At 70.6% G+C, this 26,601-nt stretch carries 27 protein-coding genes; 13 read left to right on the top strand and 14 right to left on the bottom strand.

Annotation, left to right across the window (positions count from 1 at the left end):
• Positions 1-614: 614 nt before the first annotated feature.
• Entirely contained in the window at positions 615-4,580 is a 3,966-nt protein-coding gene (locus BM066_RS11445; RefSeq protein WP_143093715.1) for a DUF2339 domain-containing protein, read from the top strand.
• Complete coding sequence (locus BM066_RS11440; protein ID WP_089927824.1) at positions 4,577-5,593, top strand: SMP-30/gluconolactonase/LRE family protein; 1,017 nt, start codon at positions 4,577-4,579, stop codon at positions 5,591-5,593. The genes BM066_RS11445 and BM066_RS11440 overlap by 4 nt, the downstream gene beginning before the upstream one ends.
• Positions 5,594-5,598: 5 nt before the next feature.
• Here BM066_RS11440 and BM066_RS11435 read toward each other — a convergent pair whose 3' ends face one another.
• Both BM066_RS11435 and BM066_RS11430 read right to left on the bottom strand, forming a co-directional pair.
• Positions 5,599-5,982, bottom strand: a complete 384-nt coding sequence (locus BM066_RS11435) for a DUF1244 domain-containing protein (protein ID WP_089927820.1) — start codon at positions 5,980-5,982, stop codon at positions 5,599-5,601.
• Positions 5,983-6,057: 75 nt separating this feature from the next.
• Positions 6,058-6,534 (bottom strand): helix-turn-helix transcriptional regulator, encoded by a 477-nt coding sequence (locus BM066_RS11430; protein ID WP_177218440.1) that lies wholly within the window; start codon positions 6,532-6,534, stop codon positions 6,058-6,060.
• Positions 6,535-6,537: 3 nt separating this feature from the next.
• On the opposite strand from BM066_RS11430, the gene BM066_RS26425 reads away from it, so the two are divergent.
• The 11 genes from BM066_RS26425 (at position 6,538) to BM066_RS11380 (ending at position 15,660) form a co-directional block, all read left to right on the top strand.
• On the top strand, positions 6,538-6,684 hold the full coding sequence (locus BM066_RS26425) for a hypothetical protein (RefSeq protein ID WP_177218439.1): 147 nt from the start codon (positions 6,538-6,540) through the stop codon (positions 6,682-6,684).
• Between the two features lie 326 nt (positions 6,685-7,010).
• A complete protein-coding gene (locus BM066_RS11425) occupies positions 7,011-7,664 on the top strand; it encodes a hypothetical protein (RefSeq protein ID WP_089927814.1) in 654 nt (217 codons plus the stop codon).
• A 112-nt stretch (positions 7,665-7,776) separates the two neighbouring features.
• On the top strand, positions 7,777-8,361 hold the full coding sequence (locus tag BM066_RS11420; protein WP_089927809.1) for a hypothetical protein: 585 nt from the start codon (positions 7,777-7,779) through the stop codon (positions 8,359-8,361).
• A 25-nt stretch (positions 8,362-8,386) separates the two neighbouring features.
• Positions 8,387-8,950, top strand: coding sequence for a hypothetical protein (locus BM066_RS11415; RefSeq protein WP_089927806.1), 564 nt, complete (start codon positions 8,387-8,389; stop codon positions 8,948-8,950).
• A 25-nt stretch (positions 8,951-8,975) separates the two neighbouring features.
• Entirely contained in the window at positions 8,976-9,560 is a 585-nt protein-coding gene (locus BM066_RS11410; protein WP_089927803.1) for a hypothetical protein, read from the top strand.
• Between the two features lie 3 nt (positions 9,561-9,563).
• The gene (locus tag BM066_RS11405) at positions 9,564-10,136 is read left to right on the top strand and encodes a hypothetical protein (protein WP_089927800.1); all 573 of its coding nucleotides are present in this window, start codon (positions 9,564-9,566) and stop codon (positions 10,134-10,136) included.
• Positions 10,137-10,148: 12 nt separating this feature from the next.
• Positions 10,149-10,763 (top strand): hypothetical protein, encoded by a 615-nt coding sequence (locus BM066_RS11400; RefSeq protein ID WP_089927796.1) that lies wholly within the window; start codon positions 10,149-10,151, stop codon positions 10,761-10,763.
• The gene (locus tag BM066_RS11395; protein WP_089927793.1) at positions 10,760-11,332 is read left to right on the top strand and encodes a hypothetical protein; all 573 of its coding nucleotides are present in this window, start codon (positions 10,760-10,762) and stop codon (positions 11,330-11,332) included. The genes BM066_RS11400 and BM066_RS11395 overlap by 4 nt, the downstream gene beginning before the upstream one ends.
• Positions 11,333-11,356: 24 nt before the next feature.
• Positions 11,357-12,166 carry a fimbria/pilus periplasmic chaperone gene (locus BM066_RS11390; RefSeq protein WP_089927791.1) on the top strand — a complete coding sequence of 270 codons (810 nt, stop codon included), beginning with the start codon at positions 11,357-11,359 and terminating at the stop codon, positions 12,164-12,166.
• Positions 12,132-14,669 carry a fimbria/pilus outer membrane usher protein gene (locus tag BM066_RS11385; protein ID WP_089927788.1) on the top strand — a complete coding sequence of 846 codons (2,538 nt, stop codon included), beginning with the start codon at positions 12,132-12,134 and terminating at the stop codon, positions 14,667-14,669. Before BM066_RS11390 ends, BM066_RS11385 begins: the two co-directional genes overlap by 35 nt.
• A gap of 1 nt (position 14,670) precedes the next feature.
• Entirely contained in the window at positions 14,671-15,660 is a 990-nt protein-coding gene (locus BM066_RS11380) for a hypothetical protein (RefSeq protein ID WP_089927784.1), read from the top strand.
• A 114-nt stretch (positions 15,661-15,774) separates the two neighbouring features.
• Here BM066_RS11380 and BM066_RS11375 read toward each other — a convergent pair whose 3' ends face one another.
• From BM066_RS11375 to BM066_RS11320, 12 genes are all read right to left on the bottom strand, one after another.
• Complete coding sequence (locus BM066_RS11375) at positions 15,775-16,179, bottom strand: hypothetical protein (RefSeq protein WP_089927781.1); 405 nt, start codon at positions 16,177-16,179, stop codon at positions 15,775-15,777.
• Positions 16,180-16,661: 482 nt separating this feature from the next.
• The gene (locus BM066_RS11370; protein ID WP_089927777.1) at positions 16,662-17,288 is read right to left on the bottom strand and encodes a helix-turn-helix transcriptional regulator; all 627 of its coding nucleotides are present in this window, start codon (positions 17,286-17,288) and stop codon (positions 16,662-16,664) included.
• A gap of 278 nt (positions 17,289-17,566) precedes the next feature.
• A complete protein-coding gene (locus BM066_RS11365; RefSeq protein ID WP_089927774.1) occupies positions 17,567-18,100 on the bottom strand; it encodes an A24 family peptidase in 534 nt (177 codons plus the stop codon).
• The gene (locus BM066_RS11360; RefSeq protein ID WP_089927770.1) at positions 18,090-19,016 is read right to left on the bottom strand and encodes a tetratricopeptide repeat protein; all 927 of its coding nucleotides are present in this window, start codon (positions 19,014-19,016) and stop codon (positions 18,090-18,092) included. The genes BM066_RS11365 and BM066_RS11360 overlap by 11 nt, the downstream gene beginning before the upstream one ends.
• Positions 19,013-19,519, bottom strand: coding sequence for a tetratricopeptide repeat protein (locus BM066_RS11355; RefSeq protein ID WP_143093714.1), 507 nt, complete (start codon positions 19,517-19,519; stop codon positions 19,013-19,015). The genes BM066_RS11360 and BM066_RS11355 overlap by 4 nt, the downstream gene beginning before the upstream one ends.
• A 2-nt stretch (positions 19,520-19,521) precedes the next feature.
• Positions 19,522-20,469, bottom strand: coding sequence for a type II secretion system F family protein (locus BM066_RS11350; RefSeq protein WP_089927764.1), 948 nt, complete (start codon positions 20,467-20,469; stop codon positions 19,522-19,524).
• Between the two features lie 7 nt (positions 20,470-20,476).
• A complete protein-coding gene (locus BM066_RS11345; protein ID WP_089927761.1) occupies positions 20,477-21,472 on the bottom strand; it encodes a type II secretion system F family protein in 996 nt (331 codons plus the stop codon).
• Positions 21,473-21,476: 4 nt separating this feature from the next.
• Positions 21,477-22,823: a CpaF family protein gene (locus tag BM066_RS11340; RefSeq protein ID WP_089927758.1), complete on the bottom strand. Its 1,347-nt coding sequence runs from the start codon at positions 22,821-22,823 to the stop codon at positions 21,477-21,479.
• Positions 22,824-22,825: 2 nt separating this feature from the next.
• Positions 22,826-24,043 (bottom strand): AAA family ATPase, encoded by a 1,218-nt coding sequence (locus tag BM066_RS11335; RefSeq protein WP_089927754.1) that lies wholly within the window; start codon positions 24,041-24,043, stop codon positions 22,826-22,828.
• On the bottom strand, positions 24,040-24,615 hold the full coding sequence (locus tag BM066_RS11330) for a TadE family protein (RefSeq protein WP_177218438.1): 576 nt from the start codon (positions 24,613-24,615) through the stop codon (positions 24,040-24,042). The genes BM066_RS11335 and BM066_RS11330 overlap by 4 nt, the downstream gene beginning before the upstream one ends.
• A 17-nt stretch (positions 24,616-24,632) precedes the next feature.
• Entirely contained in the window at positions 24,633-25,136 is a 504-nt protein-coding gene (locus tag BM066_RS11325) for a TadE/TadG family type IV pilus assembly protein (RefSeq protein WP_177218437.1), read from the bottom strand.
• Positions 25,129-26,601 (bottom strand): pilus assembly protein TadG-related protein, encoded by a 1,473-nt coding sequence (locus tag BM066_RS11320; RefSeq protein ID WP_089927748.1) that lies wholly within the window; start codon positions 26,599-26,601, stop codon positions 25,129-25,131. Before BM066_RS11320 ends, BM066_RS11325 begins: the two co-directional genes overlap by 8 nt.

Here is a 26,601-nt window from a genome sequence, read left to right as displayed (position 1 = left end):
TGCTTGCACCTGAAGGCATGGGGAGGGCGCACGTACGGCGACCGATGCGGCCTTCGGGGGTGGACGAGCGGGAAGGCTTGTCCGTCGTGTTCCTTCGGGGACGTCCCAGGTCGGTTCGGAGCAGGTTCGCCTCGGTCGCGACGAAACTCCGGCGCCGGGGATAGATGGAACGAGCCAGCAGGCCTGGGCTGAAATCGCCCAGGCGGTCCGGGGCGCGCCAACGCCCCGCCCGTCGGGGGCCTCCATCGGAGCGGGTTAAAAATCCGCGATCCGAAGGCTTCCGGATAACGGCTCCACGCGAAGCGCCTGACTTCGTCGAAACGGTACAACACATCAAAGCTACTCCGGGCGAGGCCCGGGCGCTTCGCACCCTCCCCATCCCATCGCAGCGAAAGCGCGTGGCGGCCAGGCCGTGCGCGCGACCCCCTCAGTCGCTTCGCGACAGCTCCCCCAAGGGGGGAGCATCTGGCGCGGCGCTCATAGATCCTCCCCCTCTGGGGGAGGTGGCCCGGAGGGCCGGAGGGGGCGGAGCCCGCGGACGGCTGGCGCCAGGCGAGCGGATGTTGCACAACTTGAGCTTGACGAGCGGGGGCTCGGGTTCCGGGGGCGTGCGTTTGACCTGGCTGATCATCATCGGGCTGGCGATCTGGATCTTCCGCCAGGGCCAGCGCTTGAAAACGCTCGAAAAGCAGGTGCGCGCCCTGGCGACCGCCCCGCCGGCCGTCAGCCCGCCGCAAGCCGCGCGTGGCGCCCCGCCCGAACCCAGGCCGGCGCCGGAACCGCGAACCGCGCCCAGGCCCGAACCCCAGCCCGAACCCGAACCGGCCAGGCTGAGACCCTCCCCGCTCGTCGAGCAGATCCTCGCGGGCGACGACCCCAAGCCGGAGCCGCTCGCGCCTTCACCACCGCCCTACAGGCCCGCCCGGGTCGCCGAAACGGCGCCCGCCCCGTCGGTGGTTCGGCCTCGCCCGGAGCCGCCGCCCTTGGCGCCGCGTCCGCCGCCTCGCCCATCGCGTCCGCCGCCTCGCGTCACCTGGACCGCGGCCTCGACCTGGCTGGCCGAGAACGGCCTGGCCTGGCTGGGGGGCGGCGGCCTGGCCCTGGGCGGCCTGCTGCTGGTGGTCTACGCCGCCCAGCGCGGGGTCTTCACCCCGGCCCTGCGCGTCGCCTGCGCCGCCGTGCTGGGCCTGCTGATGGTCGCGGCCAGCGAGTGGATCCGCCGCCAGAAGAACGCCCCCGGCGGCCGTCATGGCCTGGCCGCCGCCGCCTCGGCCGGGGCGGGCGCGGTCACCCTGTACGGCGCGGTCTGGGCCGCCTGTTCGCTGTATGGCCTCATTCCCCTGCCCCTGGCGGCGGTGCTGGCCGTCGCCGTCTCGGCGGGCCTGCTGGCGCTGTCCTGGCTGCATGGCGAGGCCCTGGCCCTGCTCGCACTGTTCGGCGCCTTCCTCGCGCCCTACATGACCGGCGGCGTGGTCGCCTGGTCTCCCGTCGCGCTGGAAGCCTATCTCGCCCTGCTCGGCGCCACCGGCGCGGCGGTCAACGCCCTGCGCCGCTGGCCCCGCGCCGGGGTGGTGACGCTGGCCGGCCTGCTGATCTGGACCCTGGCGGCCCTGCTGCGGCGCAGGGACGAGGACGCCGCGATGCTGCTGGCCCTGGCCCTGGCCGGACCGGCGCTGGCGGTGCTGTGGCGGCGACGGGGCGCCAACGACCTGACCCTGAAGGCCGCCGGAACCGACCTGTTCCTCCGCCTGCCGCTGGGCGCCCTGGTCGCCGTCAGCCTGGCCGCGTCCGGACTGTGGGTCACCAGCGGCCATGATCCCGGCCTGCTGGCCACGGTGTTCGGCGGCCTGCTGATCCTGGCCGCCGCGACCCTGGCGGCCCTGGGGCTGGTTCCGGCCCCGGCCTTCGCCGCCCCGGTCGGCGTCATGGCGCTGGGCCTGCTGGTCGGCCTGCGCTTCCATGACGGTCCCGGCGGGTCCTGGCTGACCTGGCGGGCGTTCACCCTGGTCGCCATGATCGCCGCCTCCGGCCTCGCCGCCGGATGGCGGGCGACGGCGCCGGTCCGCACGGTCCTGCTGGCCGTCGCCGGCCTGGGAGCGGCCCTGCTGGCCAACCTGGCCTGGCCGCTGCTCGAGACCGCCGCCCCCGCCGCGCCCGGACGCCTGGTGGCTGGCCTGACGAGCCTGCTGCTGGCCGCCGGCGCCGCGGCCCTGTCGCGGCGAGTCGAGACCCCGCAACGCGACGTGGGGCTGGGCCTGTGGATCGCCGCCGCCGCCGAACTGCTGTTCCTGACCGTCCACGCCTCGGTCCCGGCCCATCTCGAACCCGCCGCCCAGGCGCTGGTCGCCCTGCTGCTGGCCGGCGCGGCCAGCCGCCTGGCCTGGCGCGGACTGGCCGCCACGGCCGTGGCCGGAGGCCTGGTCGCCCTGGCGACGATGCTGCGCCCCGGCTTCGTGGCCGACGCCTCGTCCGGCGCGCTGTCCTTGCCCTTGTTGGGCGGCGTCACCCTCGTGGCGGCGCTCGCCCTGCTGGCCGCGTCGTGGATCGTCGGCCCACGCCGCACGAGCAAGCCGGGGGTCGATCACAGGACCGAGGGCGAGGCCCTGTCGACCGCCGCCCTGCTGGTCCTGCTGACCGGCGTCTTCCTGATGCTGCACGCGGTCCTGGCCCGGATGGCGCCGGCCGCCGCCCAGGCCAATCCGCTGCTGGAGGCCTCGCTGCGCACCGCCCTGGTGCTGGCCGCCGGCCTGCTGCTGGCGGCGCGCGGACGTCCCGACGACGGCGTCATCGCCCGCTGGCGGCAGATCGTCGTCACGACCGTCGGGACCGCCTACGGCCTGCTGACCGCTGGCCTGATCCTGCATCCGTGGTGGGGACTGGGCGACCCGCCGCTGGGTCCGCCGGTGCTCAACGACCTGATCCTCGACTTCCTGGCCCCGGCCCTGCTGCTGGCGGCCACGGCCCGTCGCCGGGCCGACGCGAAGGACGGATGGACGCGGAGCTGGATCGTCGCGGCCGCCGTCTTCGCCCTGCTGTGGGCGGTCACGACCGTCCGCCACGCCTTCCACGGCGCGGCCCTGCACGACGCGCCGGTCGGCCTGGCCGAGCTTTGCGCCTACGCCCTGCTCGGCCTGCTGGCCGCCCGGGCCTTCCTCGACCGCCGCCTGGAGGGCGAGCGGACGGCCTGGCTGCACGCCGCCGCGCCGGTCGCGGGCTGGGCCGCCCTGGCCTTGGCCAGCCTGGTGTTCGCCCTGGTCGCCAATCCCTGGTGGGGCGCGTACGACGCGCCGCCGGCCTCGTGGCCGCACCTCGCCCTGGTCTTCGCCCTCTATCTCGGCGCGGCGGCCGCGGCCTTCAGCCTCGACCGCGGCGGCCGGGCCCTGTCCCGCGCCGCCCTCTGCGTCGGCGTCGGGCTGGGGTTCGTCCTGGCCATGCTGGGCCTTCGCGCGGCCTTCCACGGCCTGGCGTTGAACGAGGCGGCGGTGGGCCGGGTCGAGCTGTTCGCCTATGCGCTGCTGGCCCTCGGAACCGCCCGCGCCTTCCTCAGCCGACGCCTGGATCGGCCGCGCGCCGCCTGGCTGAGGGCCGCCGCGCCCGTCGTCGGCTGGATCGCCCTGGGCGTGACGGCGCTGGTGTTCGGCCTGGTCGCCAATCCGTGGTGGGGGATGCTGGACGCGCCGCCGACCTCGCCGATCCACACCGCCGTGGTCCTGACCCTGTACGTCGCCGCCGCGGCCCTGGCCGCCGGCCTCAAGCGCGGCGGCGAGACCCTGGCGCGAGCGGCTCTGTGCGTCAGCGCCGGCCTGGTCCTGACCTTCGTCCTGCTGGTGATGCGCTGGGTGTTCCACGGGACGACGATCGCCGCCGACATGGTCGGCCCCGCCGAGGCCTGCGCCTACGCCCTTGTCGGGCTGGCGACCGCCCGGGCCTTCCGCAGCCCGCGCCTGGACGCCCCCGACGCCGCCTGGCTGAAGGCCGCCGCGCCCGCCGTCGGCTGGACGGCCCTGGCCTGGGCGGGCCTGATCTTCGGCTGGCTGGCCAGTCCCTGGTGGGGACCGTTCGACGGGCCGACGACCTCGATCTGGCACGTCGCCCTGATCCTGGCGCTCTATCTGGCCGGCGCGGCGGCCACCCTGCTGCTGCGCCGGAACGAGCCGGCCTTCGCCCGCACCGCCCTGTGCGTGGCGGTGGGCGTGCTGTTCGCCTTCGTCACCCTGCTGACCCGCTTCGCCTTCCAGGGCGTCGACATGCGCCATGGCCTGGATCGCGGCGGGCTGGAGACCTGGACCTTCTCGGCGGTGTGGGCGGTGTTCGGCTTGGTCGTGCTGTTCCGCGCCTCGGCCCGCAAGGACGCCGCCCTGCGCTGGCTGGGCCTGGTGGTGGTGCTGGCCACCGCCGCCAAGGTGCTGCTGTTCGACATGGCCACCCTGGACGGCGTGGTCCGCGCCGCCTCGTTCCTGGCGGTCGGCGCGCTGTTCATCGCCGGGGCCCTGGTGGCGCGGCGGCTCAACGCGGGGCACAAGGACAAGATCGACGATCCGCCAGTCGAAACCCAGGACGACAGGAGTCCCGCCTCGTGAACCCGGCCTTCCCGATGACCCGCCGCGGCCTGGCGGCCTCGTTCCTGGCCCTCGCCGCGGCGCCCGGCCTCGCAAGGGCGGCGACGCCGTCCTATCCCGTGGTCGGCAAGGTCGAGCGGTTGGACCCGGCCCTGGACGCCCTGGTCGACGCCGACGCGCCGGTCGAGCAGGTGCTGGACGGCTTCACCTGGAGCGAGGGACCGGTCTGGGTGGGCGGCAAGGACGGCTTCCTGCTGGTCTCCGACGTGCCGGCCAACAAGATCCTGCGCTGGTCGCCGGCCGTTGGCGGCGTGGTCTGGCTGTCGCCCTCGGGCTATGCCGGCCCGGAGACCGACAGCCTGCGCGAGGCCGGCTCGAACGGCCTGATCCTGGCGCGCGGCGGGCTGGTGGTCGGCGACAGCGGCAACCGCTGCGTCTCGTTCATCGATCTGAAGACCCGGAAGAAGACGGTGCTGGCCGCCCGTTTCGAGGGCAAGCGCCTCAACAGCCCCAACGACCTGGTCCTGGCCCGCGATGGCGCGATCTATTTCACCGATCCGCCCTGGGGCCTGAAGGGCGACTGGCGCTCGCCTTACCGCCAGACCGACTATGCCGGCGTCTATCGCCTGGGGACCGACAACAGCCTGACGATGATCGACCGGACCGTCGAGCCCAACGGCATCGGCCTGTCGCCCGACGGCCGGACGCTGTACGCCACCGACCGCAAGTCCGGCTGGGTGGCCTGGGATCTGGACGCCAAGGGCGCGCCGACCGCCCGCCGACAGTTCGTCGACCGCGCCGCGACCGGCATCGACGGCGGCGACGGCCTGAAGGTCGACCGGGCCGGCAACCTGTGGGCCTCGAGCCAGGACGGGATCTCGATCTTCACGCCGGCCGGCCGGCGGATCGGGATCATCCGGGCCGACGACGTGATCTCCAACTGCGAGCTGGCCGCCGACGGCCATCTCTACATGTCGTCCAACCACCGGGTGATCCGGGTGAAGGTGAAGGCCAGGAAGCTGGCTGTGCTTTGAGAACTCTAGCGGCCCGGCTCGGTCATGGCTGGCGGATCGCTGGCGGGGAAGCTTTCGTCCAGCGCCTCGTCCAGCCGGGCTTCCCGCTCGGCGCGCAACTGATCGTTGAGCGCCACGCTGGCCTCCATGCGCGCCAGCTGCTCGGGCGTCGCCGGCCCCTGGTGGCGCGCCTTCCACTCGGACTGCGGCATGCCATAGATCGCCTCGCGGGCCTGGTCCCGGCTCAGCCGGCCCTCCGAGGCCTCGCTGATCCAGTCGCCCAGGCAGTTGCGGCAGAAGCCGGCCACGCCCATCAGGTCGACGTTCTGGACGTCGGTCCGCAGGCGCAGGTGCTCGACCAGCCTATGGAAGGCGGCGGCGGCGAGACGGTCGTCGATCGGCGTGGTCATGATGCGGGTCCGAAAGGTCGTGCGCCCTCATTTGGCGGTTCGCGGCCCGATCGGCAACTCCCATCCCGCCGGACCTCAAGCGAAGATCTTGACGATCACCGCCAGGATCTCCTCCTTGGAGCGGACGTCCATCTTGCTGTGGATGTGCTTGATGTGGGTCCGCACGGTCAGGATCGAGATGGCCTTGCTGTCGGCGATCCGCTCGGCGCTGGCGCCCTCGATGATCAGCTGCAGGATCCGCGCCTCCATGGCGCTGAGACCGAACAGCCGCTCGAGCCGCGGGATATGGACCGGCGCCTCGAAATCCTTGAGCGTGATCACCACGGCCCGCTCGCCGTCCTCGTCGACCGGGCGCATGCGCAGCAGGAACCGGCGGCCTTGATCGGTTTCGATGAACTGGCAGATCTCTTCGCCCGCGAAGGCCTCGTCCAGCCGCTCGTTCAGGAACTGCTGGGTGCGGCGGTCGACGCCGCCCAGCTTGCCGGCCCGATCGACCAGCGGACAGTCCCCGTGCAGCAGGATCGCCGCGGCCCTCGACCGCCAGAGGAGCAATCCATGCGGGTCAACCACGATCCGGGCGACCTCGTCCTCATCGAGGCAAAATCTTATGGCCTCGATATCGCGTATCCCGGCGAGCGAATGCGTGCCGTCCATGCCCTGAGCCCTTCTCCCTACCCGCCGGTCTTTGGCGCCGGCATCTAGCTGGACCCTTGTTTCCGGGTCCGTGCGTTCCTTACTTAAACGCATATTAGGCAATTAATTCCACAACCTAAGATTAATGAATACATAATAGCGTCGGTTTGACGCACGCTAAATGCACATGCCTCTCAACGCCGCATTGATATAGAATATTTGTATTATTAAAGTCATTGTAACCAATAACCCAAGAGACGAATTCCCTATTTAGGCGAAACTATTGCCTATACCCAAGCTAGGGGATTTCACACCACCAGTTCTCTGCAATCGTCACCCAAGCATTAAGAACTTGTTAATTAAACAAGGGCTGGGCGATGGCAGGCAAAAGCACAATGGTTTCCCGAGCCCTGCGTTCGGAACGCAAGCCCCGACTGCTGGAATGGCTGCTCGGCGGCGGCCTGGTCGCGCTGGCCGTCTTCGCCGCCGGCGCTCAGCCGGCTCGCGCCCAGGTCACGGCCTATGCCGGCGGATCGCCCCCCAACATCGTGCTGTCCATCCCGGTCACCGCCTCGGTCGGCGGCCGCTGCGGCTTCGCGCCGGGCATGGCCCCCAACGGCTCGACCGACGTGGGCGAGGTCAACAACGCCTTCTCGGCCGACTTTCCGTTCACGCTGGAATGCACCGTGCCGTTCCGGGCGGCGGTGATTTCGCAGAACGGCGGCCTGCTGGCCTCCAGCGTCTCGCCGCCGACCGGCTACACCAACCTCGCGCCCTATCTGGTCGACCTGAACCTGGTCGGCGACGCCGGGGTCACCCCGGTCAGCGCCACCTGCGACACCGGCGACCTGACGACCAGCGCCGGCGCGGCCTGCACCTTCAAGGGACCGGCCACGGCCGGCCAGGGGCTGCGCCTGAACGGCGCCTCCTACGACGTCGCCGGCTCCTACTTGCGAGTCCGCCGCGCCGCCTACGCCGGCGCCCAGATCCTAGCCGCCGCCAACACCTACGCCGACTCGCTGACGGTGACGCTCAGCGTCTCGCCATGACGCCCTTCCGGACCCGCTCCCCCGGCGAGTTCGGTCGTCCTTCAGGGGGTTGGGGCGTCGCCCCGCAGAACCAAGGCCGGTTCGCCGGCGGAACATTTGGGAGTGAAACGAGATGAACAAGACGATCCTGATCGGCGCCGCCCTCCTGGGCCTCGCCGCCGCCCCGGCCGTCATGGCCCAGACGGTCACCGGCACGGTCAATGTCACCGGCAGCGTCGCGGCCAAGTGCGTGGTGATCACTGGCGGCAGCGGCTCCACCTTCACCGGCTCGATCCCGCTGGGCGAACTGGCGGGCACGGACGGCGCGCTGTCCCCCACCCTGGCCGGCTCGACCAACGCCAACCCCGGCGGCTCGACCCAGTTCCGGGTCAACTGCAACAGCGCCGCGCCCAAGGTGACGCTGAGCTCGACCCGCCTGGCCCTGGCCCCGACCGCCACCGCCCCGACCGGCTACGCCAACGTCATCGACTACACCGCCGCGCTCGACGCCGCCCTGGCCTCCGGCTCGACCCAAACGGTCAGCTATGTCACCGCCGCGGCCCTGCCCGCCGCCACCGTCCAGTCGCTGTCCGACAGCCTGGCCAACACCGCCAACAACCTGACGGTCAAGGCCTACGCCCTGAACACCGCGCCCGGCGCGCTGCTGATGGCCGGCAACTATTCGAGCGTCATCTCCATCACCATCGAGCCGGTCTGACCGGGCCGGCGACAGGAGCACGATCATGCGACATCCGATCATCCTGTCCGTCGCCGCGGCGAGCCTCGCGCTCGCCTTCGGCGCCGGCGCGGCCCTGGCCCAGACGGCGACGGGCACGGTGCAGGTCAACGGCACGGTGGCCAATCGCTGCCTGTTCGTGACCGGCGACGTGGTGCTGAACCTGGGCGAACTGTCTCTGCTGACCGGCGACACCGCGGCCATCGGCAAGCTCGATGGCGCCAAGCTGACCAGCCGGACCGCCACCCTCAACGGCTGGTGCAACGGGGTGTCGGCCAGCATGGCCGTCGAAGCCCTGCCGATCCTCAACACCAGCTTCACCGACGCCGCGCCCACCGGCTTCGACCGCCGCGTCGACTACACGGCCACCGCCATGGCCTCGCCGGCCGGCGGGGCGGTCTCGGCCAGCGACAGCACCCTGACCGGCGGCGGCGGCGCGGGCAGCACCACGGGCGTCTTCGCCAGCGACATCGTCGTCAGCTTCGCCGACCCGACCACGCCGACCGGCGGCCGGCTGGTGGCGGGCGCCTACGCCGGCTCGGTGATCGTCACGCTGTCCCCCGCCACCTGAACCGCGCGCTCGCAAGGAGGTCGTCATGATCCAGCATCGAACCGTCGGACTCGCGGCGACCGCCCTGGCCCTCGCCGCGTCGTTCACCGCCGCATCGGCCAGGGCCCAGGACCCGGCCCGGGGCGGCGTCGGACTGGACGCCCGGGTCAGCCAGGTCTGCGTGCTGGGCGAGCCGAACCCGGCCGGCCTGGCGCTGGGCCAGATCTCCGAGGCCTCGGGAACTCGAGTCGGACGGCTGGCGCCGATCGCCGCCCAGACGATCCAGCTGCCCGGAACCTTCTGCAACTATGGCGGCGCGGCCCTGGCCATCAGCGCCTCGCCGCTGGCGGTGACCAGCGGCGCCGCCCAGGCCGGCTTCACCGGAGCGGTCAACTACACCTGCTCGATCAGCGCCTGGGGCGCGACGGCCGCCACCGTCCGCACCAGCGCCACCAACACCGCTGGCGACGGCGTCAGCTCGACCAGCGCCGCGCCGAAGGCGACCGACCTGACGCTGGTGGTCTCGGACTTCGCCGCCGCCACCGACGACCTGCTGCAGCCGGGCGCCTACCTGGCCCTGGTCACCATCACCCTTGGCCCCGACGCGGGCCTGACCGCCTCGGGGAGCTGAGCCATGCATCGCGCCCTGTCCCTCCTCCTCGCGCCGCCGGCCCTCCTGGCCCTGGTCGTCGCGGCCCACGCCCAGACCGTCGGCCCCTCGGACTCCGCCGGACCGATCCAGATCACCGCCACGGTGCCCAACAACGTCTGCACCCTCGGAACGCTCAGCGACGGCGACAATCTGTTCGACGTGGGCGTGCTGATCGACACCGCCACGGGCCTGCTGCGCCCCGACCTGTCGGCGCCGCCCAAGGTGCTGACCGGAACCCAGTGCAGTTCGCGCAGCCAGCTGACGATCGCGGCCACGCCGATGACCGCCCAGGCCTTCGTCACCACGCCGCCGACCGGTTTCTCGCGCGGGGTCGACTACACGGCCACGGCCTCGGGCTGGACGCCGGTCGACGCCAGCTACTCGACCGGCGCCGCCGCCAACGCCGGCGCCTCGCAGATCCGCGAAACGGCCGGCAGCGCCGACATCACGATCAGCCTGTCGGGTTTCGCCACCGCCGGCGGCCCGGCCCTGCGCCCGGTCGCGGACGACACCTACCAGGGCGCCGTCGTCGTCACCCTGGCCGCGGCCAGTTGAAGGAGGACGGTCATGCGCAACACCAAATCCCTCGCCGCCGCGACCCTGGCCACGGCCTCGGTCCTCACCGTGCTGCTGGTCGGACAGCTGGCCAAGGCCCAGACCGACGACAATACCCGCGACATGGTGGTGCGCGGCCGGGTCCCGAAGGTCTGCACCCTGGCCACCCCCACCTTGAACTCGGGCAAGCTGGTCAATTTCAGGACCCTGAACGGCTCCAGCCTCGAGGTCGACGCCCTGACCGATCCGGTCACTCTGTCGACCCGCGCGGCCTCGGCCCAGGTGACCTTCGCGGCTGTCTGCAACTACGCCCACCAGATCGTCCTGGAGAGCCAGAACAACGGCCTGTGGCGCTCGGAACTGGGGCTGACCCCCGCCCCGACAGGCTTCAGCGACGCGGTGCCCTACACCGCCACCCTGATCTGGGGACCAGTCACCAACACCTTCCAGGCCGACGCCAGCGCCCGGCGGCTGGTCGACAGCGCCCAGGCGGTCGACCAGCCGGTCGTCGGCGACATCGTCCTGCGGCTGGATATCCAGCCCGGGGCCACGAACCTGCAGACCAATGCGCCGCTGGTGTCGGGCGTCTATCGCGACACCCTCAGGCTGACGGTGGAACCCCAATGAAAACCGCCCTCGTCCTCATGCTGGGCGCCGCGCTCGGCGCGGCCGCCTCGGCCCAGGCCCAGACCGCCTCGACCGGCGATCGGGCCAGCAATTGGCTGGACCTGTTCGGCCGCGCGCCCAGCGCCTGCGTGCTGTCGCCGCCCTCGGCCGCCTCCGGGACCAACGCCAGCTTCACCGCCCAGGGCGCGCAGGGCGTGGTGCGTTTCACCCAGTTCATCGATCCGCAGACCGCCCAGCCGCGCGACGCGGTGATCAGCCTGGGCTTTCCGGTGGTCTGCAACTCGGCCCACCGCCTGGTGGTGCGCACCGACGGCGCCGGCCTGGCGCGCACCGCCGGACCGGCCCCGGCCCCCGGCTTCCGTGACAGCCTGGGCTTTCAGTTGTCGGCCGACTGGGCGGGACTGACCGCCACCGGCCCCAGCAGTTCCACCACCCCCATCAGCCTGCAGACCGCCAACGGCGCGGCCGGGCTGATGAACCTGACCCTCAACATCACCGGCGGGGGCGCGCCGATGGTCGCCGGCGACTACGCGGGAACGTTGGTCGTCGAAATCGAAGCCTCGAACTGAACCACAACAAGGAGCGGACCCCTAATGTTGCGTTCTAACAATCATCGCAAGCGTTGGCTGGGAGCGGTCGCCGCCGCCAGCCTGGCGCTGGCCGGCGTGGCCGGAACGGGGACGCCCTTGCTGGGCGGCGCCGCCCTGGCCATGACCGTCCAGCCGGTCGTCATCGACCTCAAGCCCACCGGGCGCGGCATGTCACAGATCGTGACCGTGCAGAACACCTTCGCCAATCCGCTGCCAGTGGAGCTGCGCGCCGAGGAGCTGACCTTCGACGACAAGGGCGCCCATCCGGGCGACACCCAGACCAACGACCTGCTGATCTTTCCGCCCCAGGCGGTGATCCAGCCCGGCGAAACCCAGTCGTTCCGGATCCAGTGGGTCGGCGACCCGGCCCTAGCCCAGAGCAAGCACTACTACGTCACCGTCGCCCAGATGCCGGTGAAGCTGCCCGAGGGCCAGTCGGCGATCCAGATCCTGTACAACTTCCAGGTCCTGGCCAGCGTCGCACCCACCGGCGGCAAGCCGGCCCTGGTGCTGTCGAAGGCCGAGATCGGCGCGGACGCCGACGGCAAGCCGATCCCGATCGTCTACATCGCCGACTCCTCCAACACCCACGGCTACCTGTCCCGCGGACGACTGAAGATCACGGAGAAGGACGCGGGGGGAAAGGTCGTCTTCCAGAGAACCCTCCCCGGCCCCGAGATCCAGCAGACGATCGGCTTCGGCCTGGTCGCCCCCGGTCAAACGCGGCGGATCGCCGTTCCCATCGAGCTGCCCCTGACGGCGGCGGCAGGAGGCTCCCTTGAGGCTCAATTCTCGTCCGACGAAGGGCGCTAGGACGCGCGCCTACAGGCGCTGGCTGCTGGCCGGCTGCCTGGTCGCCGCCGCGACTCCGGTCGCTGCCCTAGCCGACCCGATCCCCTACCTCGCGCTCGCGCAGGAACCGACCGGCGCGCCGCCGAGCAACGCGGCCGCCTCCGCCGACGCCCTGCGCCGGCTGAACCCCACGGGCCGCGACGTGAACCTGACGGTTCCACTGAAGGACGGCGACTTCTATCTGGGCGACATGCCGCTGACGATCTCGGCCGACGGCCAGCTGTCGATGCCGTCCGAGCGGTTGCTGGGCCTGCTGGCCCCGCTGCTGGACGCCGCCTCGGTGGCCGCCCTGCGCTCGGCCTTCAACGGCCGCGCCCTGGTCGGGCCCGACGCCGTCACCCACGCCCAGTTGCAGATGACCTACGACCCCAAGGCCCTGGAGCTGCGGATCAACATCCCGCCCGAGCTGAAGGCCGTGCGCAGCCTGCAGGTCACGCCCATGGACCACGCCAGCATGGGCAGCTTCACCCCGCCGGCGGGCTTCAGCGGCTATCTGAACGTCCGCGGCTCGGTCGACTATGTGGAGCAGGGGATCGACAACGGGCTGGGCGATCCGACCTTCCTGCTCGACAGCGCCATCCGCCTGAGCGGCCTGGTGCTGGAGAACGAGGCCGTCTGGCAGCCGGGCGGGCGCAACGACTACCAGCGCCTGGGCACCCGCGTGGTCTATGACGACCTCAAGCACACCGCCCGCTGGACCTTCGGCGACCTGCAGGCCACCAGCCGCGGCTTCCAGTCGGCCCCGGACATCGCGGGGGTCTCGGTCTTCCGCTCCTACAGCGTGCTGGCGCCGCAGACGATCGCCCGGCCCCGCGGCCGGGAGAGCTTCACCCTGGCGCGCCCCTCGGACGTCAGCGTGATCCTCAACAACCAGCTGACCCGTCGGCTGCACCTGGATCCGGGCCGCTACAACGTGCGCGACTTCCCGTTCGCCCAGGGCTCCAACGACGTGCGCCTGGTGGTCGAGGACGACACCGGACGGCGCGAGACCCTGCAGTTCAACGTCTTCTTCGACCGCGCCCAGCTCGATCCGGGCCTGTCGGAGTTCGGCGCCTACGCCGGCGTCAAGGCGCCGCTGTTGGCCGACGGGCCCGACTACACCCAGAACTGGACCTTCAGCGGCTTCTACCGGCGAGGCGTCACCGACCGGGTGACCCTGGGGGTCAACGGCCAGGGCGACGAGAACACTGTCATGGCCGGATTCGAGGGCCTGTTCGGCCTGCCGGTGGGCACGCTGGGCGTCGATTTCGCCCTGTCGCACATCGACGGCTACGGCTCGGGCTATGCGACGACGGTCACCCTGCAGCGCCTGTTCCAGTTCGCCGGCGGCCGCGCCGACTCCCTGAACCTGTCGTTCGAGAGCCGCAGCCGCGAGTTCGGGCCGGTGGGGACGTTCATCCCCGACAACCGCTACGACTACGAACTGGGGCTCGGCTATGCGCACGCCTTCAGCGACGCGATCTACGCCAGCTTCGACGGCCGCTATTCGCATGGCCGCGACGGTTTCCCCGACTCCAGCTCCTACCGGGCCGGCATGGGGTACCGCCTGACCTCGAACCTCGCCCTGACCGCCAACCTGATGTACGACGACGTGCCCGGACGGCGCGAGACCACCGCGTTCCTCTCGCTGTCCTGGCAGTTCTCGGACAATTCCAGCCTCAGGGCCGAGTACGACGGCCGCGACGATCGCGCGCGGCTGGTCTACCAGACCCTGCACGGCCAGGGCGTGGGCTCGTACAACGCCTATGGCGAGGTTTCGCGCTCGCCCACCGACTCGGCGTTCAACGGCAGCTTCAACTACATCGCCAACCGGGCGGAGCTGGGCCTGTCGCACTTCACGGCGTTCGACGGCCCCGACAATGGCCGCACCTCGCTGCGGGTCGGCACCTCCCTGGGCTTCGCCGACGGCGCGGTCTCGGTGGGCCGTCCGATCTACGACAGCTTCGCGATCGTCGAGGGCCACAAGAGCCTGAAGGGCGCCGACATCATCGTGAACCCGACGCCGTTCGGCTACACCGCCAACACCGGGGCCCTGGGCACGGCGCTGGAGACCAACCTCAGCGCCTATGCCGAACGGACCATCACGGTGGACGCGCCCAACGCGCCGGCCGGCTATGACCTCGGCTCGGGCTCGTTCCGGATGTTCCCGCCCTACCGGTCGGGCTACCGGCTGGTGGTGGGGTCGGACTATTCGATCACGGCGATCGGCCGGCTGCTGGACGGCGACGGCCAGCCCCTGGCCCTGGTCTCGGGCGCCGCCACGGAAGCGGCCAAGCCCGACCAGCCGGCGGTCGTGCTGTTCACCAATCGCATCGGCCGCTTCGGCGCCTCGGGCCTGCGGCCGGGTCGCTGGCGGATCGAGATGGGGACCACGCCCCCCACCGTCTATTTCCTCGACGTTCCCGCCAGCGCGGAGGGTTTCGTCAAGGCCGGCGACCTCAAGCCCAGCGCCTCGGGAGGCTGACATGAAACGCGGCATCAGCATGCTGATCCTGGGGCTCGCCGCCGGCGCGGCCTCGCTGACGGCCCACGCCGTCCAGGCCCAGTGCGTGACCTTCGACCCCGTGGTGCTGTCGGGCACGTTCGACCCGTTCAACCCCAGCGGCACGACGGTCCAGACCGTGACCGTCACGGCCCGGCGACCGCCGGCCGTGGGCGGCAGGAAGACGCAGGAGGTCGACTTCATCTACCTGCGCCGTCCCGACACCCCCGCCAGCCTGGCCGTCGTCCAGACCTCGACCGGCGGCCAGATCCTGGAGAACCCGCCCGGCCACGTGCTGGACCCCAACAACGTCAATCCCAACGAGATCGAGCTGAACTTCGGCGGCGTCGGCCAGCCCGACGTGCAGACCTTCGTCGTGACGATCACCGTGCCCAGCGGCGCGGACCTGGCGGCGGGGACCACCGACCTGTTTGTCGACCAGAAATACTTCTGCAAGCGCACGGGCGGGACGGCCGACGAGTCCGGCGTGATTCCCAACTCTCTGGACATCCGGATCAACGTGCTCAGCGCCCTGCAGGCCAGCTTCGTCGGTCCCGCCCTCGACTTCGGCGAGATCGGCGGGCTGACGACCGCCGCCCTGCCCTCGACCTCGAACTCGGTCAAGCAGCGGACGGGCAATGTGCGGGTGGCCAGCTCGGGGCCCTATTCGGTGGCCCTGACCTCGGCCAACCAGTTCCAGATGACCTATCCCGGCGGCAACCTGGCCACGGCCAACCAGCGCATTCCCTACCAGCTGGACTTCCTGGGCCAGACCAAGACCACCGCCTCGCCGACCTTCAACACGGTGACATGCCAGCGGGCCGGCCTGAGCGGCCAGTACCTGGCCGTCACTCCTACCCTGCTGGAAGGCGGCGCGGGCAAGGTCCCCGCGCCCAACTATCAGGACATCCTGACCGTCACGGTGACCCCTCTCGCCGTGCCGACAGCGACGACGCCCGTGGCTTGCATGTAGTTCGTTCCCGGGGCGTCGATCGTCAAATTGAAAGCCCCGCCGGACCAGGTCCGGCGGGGTTCTTCCTGTCCATGGGCAGCGGCGTGGACGGCGGCCGAGGAAGGCCGCGACGCCTCAGAGGGCGGAAATGCGCAGCGACAGGTCGCCGACCCGGCCCGCGTCGGCGCCGGGATCCAGGCGCAGCGCGTGCGACCGCGAGGCGGCGGTCGACGAATGGCTGATCAGGGTCTGGCCGGAGGCCGACAGCGGGATCTTCTGGCCGTCGACATAGACCGCGGCGCCGCTCAGGCCCTGGGCGTGCGACAGCCAGACGTCATAGCCGGCGGCGCTGTTGCAGAACTCGGTCATCCTGCCCAGGTCAGTGGCGTGATCGGCCGAGGCGCCGCTGGCCTGCAGGTCGACCCTGCAGATGACCGGCACATGGCCCTCAAGGCGAAGCTCGTAGGTGTTGGGCGCGGCGACCGCGCTGGAGGCGAGACCGAGGAAGGCCATGGCGGCCATGAAAAGCTTCGTGCGCATTGCAAGCCCCAAAAGAGAGATGATGGGAGGATCATCGGGCGTGAGGGTTAAGCAGCGCACCCTAAAGCATGGTAAACAAATTATCTAATAAGAATGACAGCGTGTCGCAATTGAATATTCGATAAATACAACTTACTAGAAAAGTTATTATAGTACATTTTCACTATACGACCATTTCCGGGGGAATGCCGTGGAAAGGAGAGGGTCGGGGCAAGCTCGCGCGGCGACTCCCGGTCGCCGGCGGTATCGACCGGCGTCGGATCGAGGCGGTGGGGGTGCTGAACCTCGATCCGACGCTCGGCGGGCGGAGCGCGCCGCTGAAGTTCGCCGATGATGTTGCGGACCACATCGACGAGCCGGTCATATCGCATTCAGACTACACCGGGAGGTTTGCCTGGCGACATAGTAATATTAGCATCTATTCAACAGCGACCAATAATACAGTTTGGTTATTTTGGAAAATAATCACAGAAATTTACCCGTCACTCCAGCACGTCGGCCGATGAAAGCACCGACACCAGCTCAGCTTGACGATGGACGCCGACTTTGACCATGGCCGAGGCCATTTGAACGCGCAGAGTATTGATGCTGACGCCGCGCTCCGCGGCGATCTCGGCCGGTTCACGCCCCTGGGCGACCCGGGACACGATCTCAGCCTCGGCGGGCGAGAAATTGAACATCATCCGAGCCCGCTCGACCGCGTGGGCGGAAGACCGCCCCACCTCACGCACGGTGATCAGGGCGCAGCGGAAATTGCTGTCGTCGGTGGTGAAGGGCTCGATCAGTAGGACCAGCGGCTTCTGGCTGCGCGAGCGGTGGATCAGCATGGCGCCCGGTCGTCCCTGGCGGACCGCCGCGGCGATCCGGCTGCGAAGCCCGTCGGCCTCGAAGTCGTTCTCGGCTTTCAGCAGGCCGCCCTTCTCGCCCAAGCCGTCGCCGTGCTGGACATAGCTCCAGGCTAGGTCGTTGGCGGCGTACACGCAGCCTTCGCTGTCGGCGACGATGACGCCGAAGTTCACCAGGTTGAGGATGGCGTTGGCCACGTGCGCCTCGAAGACGCCGCGTCCAACTTCAGAATCCACGACCTCGATCATCTTGATCAATCCCATCTGCGGCACCCCACGCTGTTATGCGCGTTCACGGCTCGTCGGATCATCTCAAGTACTTCCAGATGCAAATCATTAGTTGTGTAAACAGGTTTGCATCTTTTCGTATATAAATGCCCGATACGCCCTGATCGCTCCCTATCAGCATTTGATATTATTTCGTCGCCGCAATCGTACCCCGGATTGGGTAGTTAAATATTGTAATACAGATGCGAAATATCGCGTATTGCGGGAGAAATTCATCTGAAGCAATACGCACAGATAAAGACAATATATTTATCTCACTGGACCAGGTCCATTTGGCTGGGATCGATATGAACCAGATGCTGGGTGACGGTGAACAGGCCCGCGTTCCAGCCGGCATAAAGCGCGCCGACCACGATGGCCACGCCGTAGGGCACGCCGGGACGCGTTTGCGGCCAGCCGGCCGCGGCCAGGGCCGTGGCGTAGGGACGCGCCGTCAGGGCCACCAGCGCCAGGGCGCCGCCGGCCACGGCGGTCGCCACCAGCAGCAGCAGCATGTGGTCCAGGCCGGTGAACAGGGCCGCGGCGGCCAGCAGCTTGACGTCGCCCGCCCCCATTCGCCGGACGGCGAACAGGGGAAACCCGATCGCCAGCGCCAGGGCCGTGGCGGCCAGGCACGCGCCCCAGGAGGCGACCGGCCAGCCGAACGGCAGCCCGATCAGGAACAGGCCGGCGATGGCCAGCACGGACCAGTTCGGGATCCTGCGGCTCCAGACGTCGCTGCCGGCCGCGGCCAGCAGCAAGGCGGCATAGGCCCCCGCCCAGAGCAGGCGCCCATAGTCAGTTTCCATGGCTGGCCTCCTGACGCTGGTCCTGGGCCTTGAGGCTCAGCGCCAGGCGGCGGTTCTCGCCCGCCTTGGAATAGTAGGTGTCGCGCGCCTTGCTGGCCTGATCGAACAGGGCGACCGACGCGTCGTAGTCGCCCCGCAGCAAGGCGGCGAAGCCGGCGTTGTTGAGCAGGGCGGCGGGATCGTCGCCGCCGGCTCCCCGCGCCGAAGCCCGGGCGTAGTCTCCCTTCAGCGCCAGGACCAGCCGCAGATTGTTGCGGGCGGCGGCCAGGTCGGGCTTCTTCTCCAGCGCCGCGATCAGGTCGACCGAGGCCTCCGCCAGCCGTCCCTGCAGGAGCTGGGAATAGCCGCGATTGTTGAGCGCCAGGGCGTCGCGACCGGAGGCGTCCAGGGCGTGCGCATAGGCGTCCTCGGCCGCCGCCCAATCGTGACGGCGGTCATATTCCCGACCCAGGCCGTTCCAGGCGCGCCAGAGGCGGGGATCGCCCGCCACGGCCGTCCGCAAGGCCTGGAGCGCCCCGTCCGAACGCCCCAGGACCGACAAGGCCAGCCCCTCGCCCTGCCGCGCCCGAGGGCTCGAGGGAGCGTCGGCGGCCACTTGGGCGAAGGTCGCCAAGGCGGCCGGGGCGTCGCCCCGCGCCAGACTCGTCTCGCCCAGCAGGGTCAGCAGGCGCGGGTCCCGGCCTTCGCTGGCCAGGGCCCGGCCCAGCAGGCTGGAGGCGTCGACGAGGCGCCCCTCCGCCAGGGCGGTCTCGACCGCAGACGCCGTCGCCTCGCGTGTCGCCGTATCGACGACGGGCGGGGCGGCGGGCAAGGCGGCGGGCTTGGCCCGCCCCCAGCCGCCGGCCGCGGCGCCGGGCGTGGCGGCCAGCAGCAGGATGCAGCCGGCGGCGGCGGCGAACAGGGCTCGGGTCGTCACGGCGTTCCCCCCGAGGTCGCGCGGCCGGCCGGCGTGGCGGCGGCGGGCGAGCCGCCCGCCAGCAGCGGTCCATTGTCAGGCCCCGCCCGTCCGCTCAGCCGGGCCGAATAGGCCATGTTGTGCGCGACGATCGTCGAGCCGGGATCGGCCGCCAGGGCGCGGGCGTAGTAGCGGGCGCTGAGATCGAACCGTCCCAGCTTGTCGTAGACCACCGCCTGGGCGTTGAGCACCCGCGCGTCGGCCGGCGTGCGGGCCGCGGCGATCTGCAGCACCTCCAGCGCCAGGGCGTAGTCGCGGGCGCGGATGGCGTCGGCGGCGCGGGCGTACAGCCGGTCGACCACCGCGGCCGGGTCGGGCGGAACCAGGCCGGGAGCCGGCGCGGGCCTGACCTCGGCGACCTGAGGAGTCGGCCGGACCAGGCTGGCCACCCCGCGCCAGACCACGCAGCCGCAAAGGCCGGGAAGCAGCGCGCAACAGACGGTCGTCAGCAGCAAAGGTCGCATGGTCAGTGCCTCTTGAGGGCGGGAAGTAGGTTGTGGGCCACGTCCAGGCCGGCCGGCAGCAGCAGGGCGGTGACGATCACCGGCAGGATGCAGGCCACCAGCGGCAGGGTCAGCAGCACCGGGATGCGCATGGCCTTCTCCTCGCCGCGCAGGAACCGGCGCTCGCGCATCTCGGCGGAATAGGTGCGCAGGGTCTGGCCGACGCTGGCGCCCAGGCTGTCGGTCTGGATCATCAGGGCGGCGAAGGCGCGGAGCGCATCGACATTGACCCGGTCGCTCATCCGCCGCAGGGCGTCGGGGCGGGATCGCCCGGCGCGCAGCTCCTGCGAGACGCGGCCGAACTCGAAGGCGATGTCGCGATGCGAGGCGGCGATTTCCTGCGCCACCCGCACGAAGGCCGCGTCGAAGCCCAGACCCGCCTCGATGCAGACCACCATCAGGTCCAGGGCGTCGGGAAACTGGTTCTCCAGCCGCTCTCGCCGGCCGACGGCGCGCATGTCCACGGCGATCGCCGGCACGACCAGGCCTAGGCCGCAGAGCACCAGGGCGGCGACGATCAGCTGCAGCCCGGTGATCGGCGCCGAGGACAGCTTCTGCGACACGAGCAGCAGGAGCGGCAGACCCAGGGCCGAGGCCACGCGGATCAGGGCGTACCAGGCGGGCGCGGACGGCGCGGGAAAGCCGGCCTCGGCCAGGGTGCGGGCCAGCCGCGACGGCTGATCCTTCTTGGGCGCCGGCAGACGGTTCTGCACCCAGGACAGCAGGGGATTGGCCGGCTGGGCGGTCTTGAGCAGCGCCTCGTCGGGCGCGCCCCGCGCCACGGCCGGCCCGTCCCTCATCCGGCGGCGGATCAGGGCGTCCTGCTCGACGCGCCACACCACGGCCAGGGCGCCCATGACGACGGCCAGGAAGACCCCGACCTGCAGCCCGATGCTCAGCATGTCGTCCATGGCGTCCTCAATATCTGAAGGTGACGATGCGGCGGATCATCAGCTGACCGACGCCGTAGAGCAGCACGATGCCCCCGACGATCGGCCAGAAGGCCGGATCGGAAAACTTGCTGGTGTAGAATTCCGGGTGGAACAGACTGACCGCCGAGACGCAGACCAGCGGCAGCAGGGACAGGATCAGCGCCGACATCCGCCCCTCGCTGGACAAGGCGCGGATGCGCTTGTTCAGCGAGGCCCGGCCCCGGATCACGGCGGCCAGGCCGGCCAGGATCTCGGCCAGATTACCGCCGGTCTCGGTCTGTATGGCGATGCTGACGGCGAAGAACGCGATGTCGGCAGAGCCCGTGCGGCGGGCCAGGTTGCGCAGGGCGTCCCGGAACTCGCCGCCATAGGTGGTCTCGTCCATCACCAGACCGAACTCGCTGCCGATCGGATCGGGCATCTCCTGGGTCACCAGATTGACCGCCGAGATCACCGGATGGCCGGCGCGCAGCGCGCGGATCATGACGTCCAGCGCCAGGGGCAGCTGCTCTTCCAGCTTGGCCAGGCGCGCGGCGCGGCGACGCGCGATCCACATCGCCGTGACCGCGAAGCACAGGCCCGTCGCGCCGAAGCCGGCCATCAGGACCTGCGGAAAGGGCGACGCGATCGGCGAGCCGCGCAGGAAGATCATCGCCAGCAGCCAGAGCGTGGCCGCCGCGCCAGCGGCCACGCCCAGCACCTGCACCGGCCCGGCCGACAGTCCGGCCTGGCGGCAATAGAGCGTGGCCCGCGCGTGCAGGGCGGCGTAGGGCGTGCGGCCGATCCAGCTGTCGCGCGGCTTGCGCACCAGGGTCTGGTAGACCTGCTCCTGCGATAGTCCGCCCGCCATCAGCGTCAGGCGGCGATTGACGCGGCGGGTCTGGTCGCGCGCGCCGAGGAACAGGCCGATCAGGGTCTGGCCGGCCATGGCCACGGCCACGAAGGCCAGGACCAGCGCCATGGGGAAAAGGAAGCTGTCCATCGCGTCACGCCGAGACCCGGCCCAGGGCGAACAGGTCGCTGGACAGGCTGATGCCGCGGGCGGCCAGCGCCTCCATGAACCGGGGCCGCACGCCGGTGGCTTCGTACTGGCCCAGCACCCGCCCGTCGCTCCCGCGCCCTACGCGCCGGAAGCGGAAGATCTCCTGCATGCAGATGACGTCCTCCTCCATGCCCGAGATCTCGGCCACCGACACGATGCGGCGCGTGCCGTCCTCCATGCGCTCGGCCTGGATCACGACGTGGATCGCCGAGGCGATCTGGCCGCGGATCGAGCGGGCGGGGATGTCCAGCCCGGCCATGCCGACCATCTGCTCGACGCGCGAGAGGGCGTCGCGGGGGGTGTTGGCGTGGACGGTGGTCATCGAGCCGTCGTGGCCAGTGTTCATCGCCTGCAGCATGTCGAAGGCCTCGCCGGAGCGAACTTCGCCGACGATGATGCGGTCGGGGCGCATGCGCAGGGCGTTGCGGACCAGCTCGCGCTGCTGCACCTCGCCCTGCCCTTCGATGTTGGCCGGGCGGGTCTCCAGGCGGCCGACATGCGACTGCTGCAGCTGCAGCTCGGCGGAGTCCTCGATGGTGATGATCCGCTCGTGGTCGTCGACATAGGCCGACAGGGCGTTGAGCAAGGTGGTCTTGCCCGAGCCGGTGCCGCCGGAGATCAGCACGTTGCGGCGGGCCTTGACCACGGCTTCGAGCACCAGGGCCATCTCCCGCGAGATGCTGCCCAGCTCGACCAGGCGGTCCATGGCCAGCGGGGTGCGGGCGAACTTGCGGATCGAGACCAGGGGCCCGTCCACCGCCAGCGGCGGGATGATGGCGTTGACCCGCGAGCCGTCGGCCAGGCGGGCGTCGACCATCGGCTGGCTCTCGTCGACCCGGCGGCCCACGGCGGCGACGATCTTGTTGATGATCCGCACTAGGTGTCGGGTGTCCTGGAAGCGGACATTGGTGCGCTGCAGGCGGCCGGCCCGCTCCACATAGACCACCTCGTGGGTGTTGATCAGGATGTCGGTGACGGTTTCGTCCTTGAGCAACGGTTCCAACGGGCCCAGGCCCAGCAGTTCGTCGAGAATCTCCTCCACCAGCTGGTCGGTCTGGCTGGGGGTCAGCAGGCGCTTTTCCTCCATCAGCAGGCCGATGACCGCGCCGCGGATGTCCTGGCGCAGGGCGTCGCGCGGCGTGCGGTCCAGCAGGCTCAGATTGAGCAGGTCGATCAGCCGCTGGTGCAGCCGGACCTTCAGCCCCAGGGCGTCGTCGATCGGCGCGCCCTGCGGATAGGCGGCGGCCACGGCCGTGGCCTCGATGTGTCGGGTTTCGTCGCCCCAGAGCATGACTATCTCTCCATTCCGACGGCGGCCATGACCCCCGTCGGCGCCAACATTTCCGCCAGGCGGCCGATCGCCGCCTCGATCTTGCTGCCGCGCCGCACCGAGGCCAGCGAGACGCCCTGGTCGATGGCCTGGTGCATCAGCCGGCGATCCTCGGGGATGACTAGATCGAAGGGCCGGCCGATCGCCTGCTGGGCGGCCTTCAGCGACAGGCCGCTGGCGCTTTCGGCCTCGACCTGGTTGCAGATCAGGGTGACCGGCACGTCGTCCAGCCGCTGGGCCGACAGCATGTGCAGCTGCCGGCGAACCAGGTGCACGTGCGGCACCGACAGCCGGGTGACCAGCAGGATGCGCTGCGACTGGCGCAGCAGGCGGTTGGTCCAGGCCGTCCAGACGGTGGGCGGATCGACCAGGGTGATCTCGAAGTCGCGGCGCAGGGCCGCCGTCAGCCCGTCGACCAGCGCGGGGTTCAGGCTCTCGACCGGCATCAGCTCGTTCGGCGCGGCCAGCACGCTGACCCCGCTGCGGTGCGCCTTCAGGGCCGAGGCGAAGGACATTTCCTCGACCGCCCCGCCCGCCGCCAGGACTTGGGCCAGGGTGACCGGGTCGGGAATGTCGAGATAGAGCGCCGCCGCTCCCATCTGCAGGTCAAGGTCCGCCACGCAGACCCCTCCCGAGCCCGGGTTGGCGGCCAGGCGCACGGCGGTCTGCACCGCCAGCGAGGTGGCGCCGACCCCGCCGCCGGCCTTGAGCAGGGTGATGATCTCGCCGCTGCGGCGCTGGGCGCGACCGGTGTCCAGGCGGCAGAAGATCCGCTCCAGGGCGATGGCCAGGGCCGTGTCGGTGACGGGGGCCGGCAGCACGTCGGCCGCGCCCTGATGGATCAGGCGCCGGGTCAGCTCGACGTCGGCGTCCCGCATCACCACCAGCACCTCGATCCGGCCGACGCAGGTCGACAGGCGCGCGGTCAGGCGGTCGATCCCGGCCGGATCGGCCGCATCCAGGCCGACGATCAGCAGGTCGAAGGTCTGGGCGGCCCGCTCGGGCCAGGGCGTGTCCAGCCCGCGAAAGGTGACGGCCGGAAACATGGCCGACAGCATCGCCACGGGCGGATCGGCGCCCAGTCCCGGCAGGCACAGTCCCACCCGCCACGCGCACGGCCTTTGCGGCGCGGCCGGCTCCGCCACGGGGGGCTTGATCCGGTTGAAGGGGAGCAGGCTCATGTCAGGCTTTCTCCGCTGAGGGTCGAGGCCATGTTCGGCAGGGTGAACGGCGCCACGCCCACCACCTGGAGCGCGGCGCTCTGGAAGGTCATGCCGGTGAGGCTGACCGTCACCAGGGGCTCCATGTCCGGGGCGTAGGGGTTTCCCACCTTGCCCAGGCCGACATGGCGATAGGTGATCACGACGTTGGCGGCGGTGATGTCGGGATCGTAGGACTGCATCTTGGCCAGCACGGCCGCGAAGGTCGCGGCGTCGAAGCCGGTGGTTCCGCCGCTGCCGACGATCTGAGTGCAGGTCGAGCTGGCCCCGGAGCAGCGGAAGGCCATGTCAGGGACGGTGCTGCCGCCGGCCATGTTCTGGCTCAGGCCGTCGTAGCCCGCCATGTAGCTGGAGACTATCGGGCTGACGACGGCCAGGCGCACGCCCTCCCGGGTGGCGGCCTTGGCCGAGTTGATGGTCCAGGCCAGGCGGCCCATGTCGATGACGGCCAGCAGCATCGAGACGAAGACCAGGCAGATCAGGCCGAACTCGGCGGCCGCCGCGCCCCGCTCCTCGCGGGCCAGTCGGCGCAAAAGGGGAACCCGGATTGTCATTCGGTCCACGCCTGTTGGGCGCTGACCGTGAACCCGGTCAGCGACACCCCGGTGAGGGGACCGAAGGAGTCGATATAGGGCGGCGAGGCGCTGACCTGGACGATCGGCACGCCGGTCATGTCCTCGTAGCGACCGCTGTAGGCGGCGCCGGCGTTGCTGACGCAGGACACGGTGACGACGATGCTGGCGTTGCTGGTCCAGTTGGCGATCAGGGGCGATCCGCTGCCGTCGCTGGTGCCGGTGCGGGCCAGGTTCTGGACCTTGGCGGCGTCGCCCGCGGTGGTCAGGCCCCCGCAGGTCATCGGCAGGCGGGCGGCGTAGCGGGCGGCGTCGCGCACGGCCGAGACGGCGATGTGATAGTTCCAGAACAATCGTCCCGCGCCGACGAAGGCAAAGCACAGCAGCGTCATGAACGGCAGGATGAGCGCGAACTCCACCGCCGCAGAACCGCCGCAGCCGGCCAGCAGCCGGCGGAACTGAAGGGCCAGGGGCCTAGTCATAGAGCCGCACCGAATAGAGCTTGGTCTCGGCGCCGACCGCCGAGACGTCGGTGGTGGCCCCGATGACCTCGCCATAGATCGAGTTGTTGACGGCCGGGGCGGTCAGGAACAGGTCGACATAGGCGATGATGTGCACGGTCGAGCTGCCATGGACATTGTCGGCGTGGCAGTTGGCGATCACCGCCGAGATCGTGCGGCGATCGGGCGCGACCTGGGCGCCGGTCTTGTTGCACTGGGGCGCGGCGTAATCGTGCGACCCGCTGCTCGCCGTCTGGCCGTCCGTGAAGGCGCCGGCCGGCTTGGCGATCGAGCCGTCCAGCATCGCCAGCTCCCACTTGTAGACCTGGTAGCGGGTCGGGCTGGTCCCGCCGGCGGCGGGCGCGGGACCGTAGGCCGCCCAGCCGGTCCCGGTCGATCCGGCCGGGACCTGGGGCGTGTAGGTGGTCGGATTGATCCCCGAATGGTTGGTGGCGAAGTACTGGGCCGCGTTCCAGACGCCGCTGCCCAGCACGCTCGTCTGGTCGCAGTCGAGCGGGAAGCCCATGCCGCCGCTGAGGGCAGCGGCGCTGGCGCAGGAATTGCTGGGGGCCGACACCGAGGGCGTGCAGGCGCCGTTTCCCGCCGCCGTCTTGGAGCCGATCATGGTGTTCATGGCCGGCAGGAACAGCGGGTCGCTCTTGTTGCCGGCCGCCGACGACTTGTAGATGTCGAAGCGGACATTGAACCAGTCGTCGGCCGAGGCGATGTTGCCAGTCTGGGTCTGGGCGGTCGTGCCGAAGCATTCGGTCAGCGGCGGGCTGCGCCCCATGGCGTTCTTGACGTCGGCCGCGCCCGAACCCACCGACAGGAAGCCGAAGTTACCGGGACCCCAGGCCCCGTTGCCGCCCGGCGGCGGGGTCAGCAGGACGCTCTTGCCGACATAGGCGTCGCCGTCGAACGTCAGGCTGGTGGCCTCGTTGGGATTGCACAGCAGCAGCGGCGGCACCTTGCAGATGGCCGTGCCGTAGCCGGCCACCGCGCGGGCCGTGGCGTTGAACCCGCCGACGCCGGTCATCGCCCCGAACACCAGGCCCAGGGAGCGGGGCGTCAGGCTGATGCGGATGAAGCTGGCGTTGGCGTCGCTGGTCGCCGCGACGTCGGGATCGTGGCCGCTGAGGAAGGCGATGTCGCCGGCGCTGATCGCGACATTGCCCTCGAAGGCGTCGGCCAGGGCCTCGCGGTTGCTGACCAGGCTGCCCATGGCGGCGGTCTGGGCGCGGCCCATGGCCCCGGTGGTTCCGTCCAGCTGGCTGGCCCCGGCCAGGGCGGCCGCGTCGACCGCGCTCTCCAGCTCGGCCCGCAGGGCGTAGGCGCGGCTGACGTCGTAGGCCAGGCCGCCGATCGCCACCAGGCCGACCAGGGCGACCCCCGTGAGGGCCGCCACCGCGCCGGACTGGTCATGAAGGAAACGTTGCGCGAGGGACAT

This window comes from Caulobacter sp. UNC279MFTsu5.1 (assembly GCF_900114015.1).
Taxonomy (GTDB): Bacteria; Pseudomonadota; Alphaproteobacteria; order Caulobacterales; family Caulobacteraceae; genus Caulobacter.
This window is presented reverse-complemented; position numbering and strand designations above follow the sequence as displayed.

Excerpts from the sequence above, each read along its gene's own strand:
- BM066_RS11435 (WP_089927820.1), bottom strand. The coding sequence starts at position 5,982 with ATGACCACGCCGATCGACGACCGTCTCGCCGCCGCCGCCTTCCATAGG.
- BM066_RS26425 (WP_177218439.1), top strand. The coding sequence starts at position 6,538 with ATGCGGGTCAACCACGATCCGGGCGACCTCGTCCTCATCGAGGCAAAA.
- BM066_RS11425 (WP_089927814.1), top strand. The coding sequence starts at position 7,011 with ATGGTTTCCCGAGCCCTGCGTTCGGAACGCAAGCCCCGACTGCTGGAA.
- BM066_RS11420 (WP_089927809.1), top strand. The coding sequence starts at position 7,777 with ATGAACAAGACGATCCTGATCGGCGCCGCCCTCCTGGGCCTCGCCGCC.
- BM066_RS11415 (WP_089927806.1), top strand. The coding sequence starts at position 8,387 with ATGCGACATCCGATCATCCTGTCCGTCGCCGCGGCGAGCCTCGCGCTC.
- BM066_RS11410 (WP_089927803.1), top strand. The coding sequence starts at position 8,976 with ATGATCCAGCATCGAACCGTCGGACTCGCGGCGACCGCCCTGGCCCTC.
- BM066_RS11405 (WP_089927800.1), top strand. The coding sequence starts at position 9,564 with ATGCATCGCGCCCTGTCCCTCCTCCTCGCGCCGCCGGCCCTCCTGGCC.
- BM066_RS11400 (WP_089927796.1), top strand. The coding sequence starts at position 10,149 with ATGCGCAACACCAAATCCCTCGCCGCCGCGACCCTGGCCACGGCCTCG.
- BM066_RS11395 (WP_089927793.1), top strand. The coding sequence starts at position 10,760 with ATGAAAACCGCCCTCGTCCTCATGCTGGGCGCCGCGCTCGGCGCGGCC.
- BM066_RS11390 (WP_089927791.1), top strand. The coding sequence starts at position 11,357 with ATGTTGCGTTCTAACAATCATCGCAAGCGTTGGCTGGGAGCGGTCGCC.
- BM066_RS11380 (WP_089927784.1), top strand. The coding sequence starts at position 14,671 with ATGAAACGCGGCATCAGCATGCTGATCCTGGGGCTCGCCGCCGGCGCG.
- BM066_RS11375 (WP_089927781.1), bottom strand. The coding sequence starts at position 16,179 with ATGCGCACGAAGCTTTTCATGGCCGCCATGGCCTTCCTCGGTCTCGCC.
- BM066_RS11370 (WP_089927777.1), bottom strand. The coding sequence starts at position 17,288 with ATGGGATTGATCAAGATGATCGAGGTCGTGGATTCTGAAGTTGGACGC.
- BM066_RS11365 (WP_089927774.1), bottom strand. The coding sequence starts at position 18,100 with ATGGAAACTGACTATGGGCGCCTGCTCTGGGCGGGGGCCTATGCCGCC.
- BM066_RS11355 (WP_143093714.1), bottom strand. The coding sequence starts at position 19,519 with ATGCGACCTTTGCTGCTGACGACCGTCTGTTGCGCGCTGCTTCCCGGC.
- BM066_RS11350 (WP_089927764.1), bottom strand. The coding sequence starts at position 20,469 with ATGGACGACATGCTGAGCATCGGGCTGCAGGTCGGGGTCTTCCTGGCC.
- BM066_RS11345 (WP_089927761.1), bottom strand. The coding sequence starts at position 21,472 with ATGGACAGCTTCCTTTTCCCCATGGCGCTGGTCCTGGCCTTCGTGGCC.
- BM066_RS11340 (WP_089927758.1), bottom strand. The coding sequence starts at position 22,823 with ATGCTCTGGGGCGACGAAACCCGACACATCGAGGCCACGGCCGTGGCC.
- BM066_RS11335 (WP_089927754.1), bottom strand. The coding sequence starts at position 24,043 with ATGAGCCTGCTCCCCTTCAACCGGATCAAGCCCCCCGTGGCGGAGCCG.
- BM066_RS11325 (WP_177218437.1), bottom strand. The coding sequence starts at position 25,136 with ATGACTAGGCCCCTGGCCCTTCAGTTCCGCCGGCTGCTGGCCGGCTGC.
- BM066_RS11320 (WP_089927748.1), bottom strand. The coding sequence starts at position 26,601 with ATGTCCCTCGCGCAACGTTTCCTTCATGACCAGTCCGGCGCGGTGGCG.